Origin of the sequence: Bathymodiolus azoricus thioautotrophic gill symbiont (genome assembly GCF_001298715.1) — a bacterium.
Lineage (GTDB): Bacteria > Pseudomonadota > Gammaproteobacteria > PS1 > Pseudothioglobaceae > Thiodubiliella.
Genome location: NZ_CDSC02000403.1, coordinates 1 through 4,240, shown reverse-complemented (window position 1 = coordinate 4,240; position 4,240 = coordinate 1). Strand labels below are relative to the sequence as shown.

The window sequence follows — 4,240 nt, the reverse complement described above, 5'->3', positions numbered from 1 at the left end:
GGTGGAATGGCGACCTAAATATCATTACCCAGCAGACTGAGGAATCCAAGCGTGCGGGGGAGGTATTAGAAAATTTGAAACTGGGTTGTGTGAGCTCCAAAGGCTCGTCTGACACTGATATTGATGTTATTGATATAGATAACATTCCAGATACCTTAACCAATGCACAAGTAGATTTAAATGACGCTGTTGGAGCGGGCTCATTTAAAACGGCCTATAATTTTAAAAATCGGCCTGATTTATTGGTGTTGTTGGTAGAATCATACAGTCAATCCAATGATATTGAAAATGAAGTAATGTGCTTAGAGCAACTAGAAGTGCTTGGTATGAAAACACCTGAGCGTTATAAGCAAATCACATTTGTAGACCAATCCACACCCAACTTTAATACTGAGCAACGCGGTTTGGTTGTGCAAAAGATTAAAGGTGCACAGGATATAAGATTAGAACAAAAACCACTTATTCATCCTCAGTCAAAAGTGCTTGATAATAGCAACAACAAAACCTTAAAAGATATCAAAAATTTGCAAAAAATATTTGCAAAAAATCCCCATCTTTATGTGCAGGATTTCCAAGGGCTTGTTGCTGAAGACGGTCAACTGTATGTTATAGATCCACAGAATGTTAATATGCATGCAGACAGCAAGCATAATTCGACTCTATTAAGTGCTTTGCAGGGGTTTGAGCAAGATATTTTAAAACGCCACAAGCGTTTTACCGGCAAAGCACTCAATCATATCACCTATATTGACGATAGACTTTGGAAATCTTACAGCGATACACGAAAACAACAAATGCTGAATGATCTACAGAAAAAAGACAATAAGGCCTTTGTTGTCTATAATTTTGTAACAGGTGAAAAAGAAGTCCTTCATAAGCCAAGCGACATTCAAAATGTGAACTTCAACACCATTGAAGTCATTACCCAAGATAACCAAAACCAAAATGTTGATTTAAGAAAAGAGTGTGTTGATTTTACAAATCAACAAAGTTGGGCGAAAAGTAGAGATTTTGTTTTCCGTGTAAACACCTCTGAGGATTATGAAGCCTTAAATCTTAAGAGTAACGACAAGAACAAACACAACATTATCGTATCAATCGGCAACGATAAAATTACCAGAGATGCAGCCACATCATTATTTAACAAACACCCCGATACCAGCGTTCTTGTTACCATTAATGAACAAGGGGATTTGGTTTTCCCAGGGGGGGAGGCATTTACCCCTGATGCCAGTGTGCGGCTCAATATTGTGGGGCATTCAGAAAAATTGGAAGAAGTCGGCGCTCAACAGTTAGCGATATATACCGACAGCCTAATGCGATACTACAATATAAATTCAACGGACAACTCCTCTTATTTAAATCGTGCTGCTCTGATGGGCTGTAAAAACCAAGCACTTAGTGAAAGTTACGCCAATCAACTCTATACCCGAAAATATTTAAGAGGCACTAGTGTTACCGGTAGATTAGGCGATATGCATATAAATAAAGATGGTTCTAAAGTCATGAGTGATAAGGATCAAAAAATCATTCATCGCTGGAATTATAAATTTGAAAAATCTACTTGGACAACGGAAAGCTCTAAGAATGTTGGTGATGTTTTAGATTCTCTAAAATTGGGACTGGATAATAAAACAACGCCCGATTCATTGATGCATACAGATATAGGTAAATCTATCGGCCATGGCTCCACGAAAACCGCTTACACTTTAAAAGACCACCCCGATTTGTTGTTTTTACAACTAGATGAAAGCCTAGAGAATGCGCATTCAGTTAGACAATTAAAAAACGAAATTGAGTGGATTAACAAATTTAGAGAATTGGGCATTAAAACGCCAAAATATTTTAAGGTTGTTTCCATGATTGATGGAGACGATCAAGAGCATCAAGGTATTTTGGTTGAACGCATTCATAACTCAACGATGGTAAGGCCAGGGCGGCTATCTGTTCCAGAGGAGCGTGTAACACACAAAACGCTAAGCGATATTCAAAATTTATTGCAGAAATTTGATCAACATCCAAATTTAGGCATTGATGATTTACAAATGTTATTAGGCAGAGATGGGCAACTTTATGTCATTGACCCATTAAATATTAACTCGCCATCATCTGAATCTTTGTCTTATTTTTCACAGGAAGAAAGAGAAGAGAATATAGAAAATTTGCGAGAGTGGAGAGACACATCATTAAGCGTCCTAGAAGAATTCAACCAAAACAAAGGCATGAACGCCATTTTTGTTAGCAAGGAAATGTTAGGGGATGATCCAAAATTTGAACAAAGCCTATTAGAAAAAGCAAGAAAACAGCAAGACCTGGTTATTATGAGTTACGACTTAGCAAAAGACACAACTCAAGTGCTTTACGAGCCAAAAACCTCTTATAAAATTGACAGAATCGAAGTAATGGTTGATGAAAATAATCGCTTTATTGACGAATATCAGATGGATGATTTTGTAAGACAGGATTCAAAAATGTCTAGTGATATGGTTTTTCGTCACGCACTCAAAAAAGACTTCAGCAATTACCGAAGCAACATTATCGTTCAAAATGGCAACAGCGATATTGCAATCAAGGCCGCCCAAGATCTTGCCAGCAAACATCCTAATAGCAGCATTATTGTTCGTTTTGATGCTGATGGCAATTTAATCACGCTAACAGATGGAATTTATACACCTAAAGGCAATGTGCGTCTTAGTTTTGTCGATCATGGCGCTGATCTCAGCAAAGAAGGTGCACAATCGTTAGCAGATAAAGTCAAAATACTGCAACAAACTTACGGCAACGACAGCACCGACATTGGGCGTATCGCCTTGGTTGGTTGTAATACCGATGGCATTGATCAGAACCTCACCCAAGACTTTGCCAAAGCCATTTATAACGACACACCTGAGCTAAAAACTGCTGAAATAACCGGCAGAAAAGGCGAGATGCAAATCAATGCTGATGGCACTAAAACCATGGAAACAGGCAGTGAGAAAATGATTTATCAGTGGAATGGTGATTTAAATATTATTACCAAACAAACCGAAGAGTCTAAGCGCGTGGGAGAAGTATTAAAAGGCTTGAAGCTCGGTGATGCGAATTCTGAAGGTTCGTCTGATGCCATAGACATAGACAGTATTCCAGACACATTATATGCCACACAAGTAGATACAAGATTTGCTATTGGTGAAGGCACACATAAAGTTGCCTACAATTTTAAAAATCAACCTGATTTATTAGTATTGTTATCAAAAACATGCTATGGGGCTCGTATTATTAAGGACGAAATAAAATACTTAGAGCAACTAGATTCACTTGGTATAAAAACACCTGGACGCTATAAACAAATTACATTTGTAGATAGATTTCACTCCAAGAAACACGGTTTAGTTGTGCAAAAAATTAAAGGCGCAGAAGATATAAGATTAACGCACAGAACCAAGACTCTACCACCAAAGGTTCTTAGTAATAGCAACAACCAAACCTTAGAAGACATTAAGCATTTGCAAAAAATATTCATGAAAAACCCTTACCTTTTTGTGTCAGATTTTCAAGGTCTTGTTGCTGGAGACGGTCAATTATATATTATGGATCCACAGGGTGTTGATCTTCATTCAAGCAGTAGGCGTAACATGAATCAGTTAAACGCCTTACAGGGATTCAAACAAAATATTTTAAAACACCACAAGCGCTTTACCGATAAAACTTTCAATCATATTATCTATGTTGACAAACAACTTTGGGGATCACCCGATGATGCACTAAAACACAAAATACTAAGTGATGCAGAAAAAAAGAACAATAAAGTCATTGTTGTCTATGATTTTGCAACGGGCGAAAAAGAAGTTGTTCATCAACCAGAAAATAATCAAAATTTGGATTTCAACACTATTGAAGTAATCTCCCCTGACAGCAAAAACCAAGATATTGGTTTAAAAGGAAATTGTCGTGTTTTTGCTATGCAACAAGGTTGGAAAGAAAGTAAAGATTTTGCTTTTCGTGTCAACACCGCTGAGGGTTATGAAGCCCTAAACCTAAAAAGCAATGACAAAAACAAGCACAATATTATTTTATCCATTGGCGAAGATAAAGTCACCAGAGATGCCGCCAAAGCGTTATTTGACAAACACCCTAACACCAGCGTCCTTGTTACACTTGATGAGCAAGGTAAGCTGGTTTTCCCAAGGGGCAAAGCATTTACGCCTGATTCCAGTGTACGACTCAACATTGTTGGACATTCAGAAAAATTGGAAGAAGT

Annotated in this window: 1 protein-coding gene; it reads left to right on the top strand. The window is 37.6% G+C overall.

Translation table 11 applies throughout. The features are described from left to right. Positions 1-4,240, top strand: a 4,240-nt coding sequence (locus BAZSYMA_RS07770) for a C80 family cysteine peptidase (RefSeq protein WP_143243159.1), incomplete at both ends; no start/stop codon positions are given.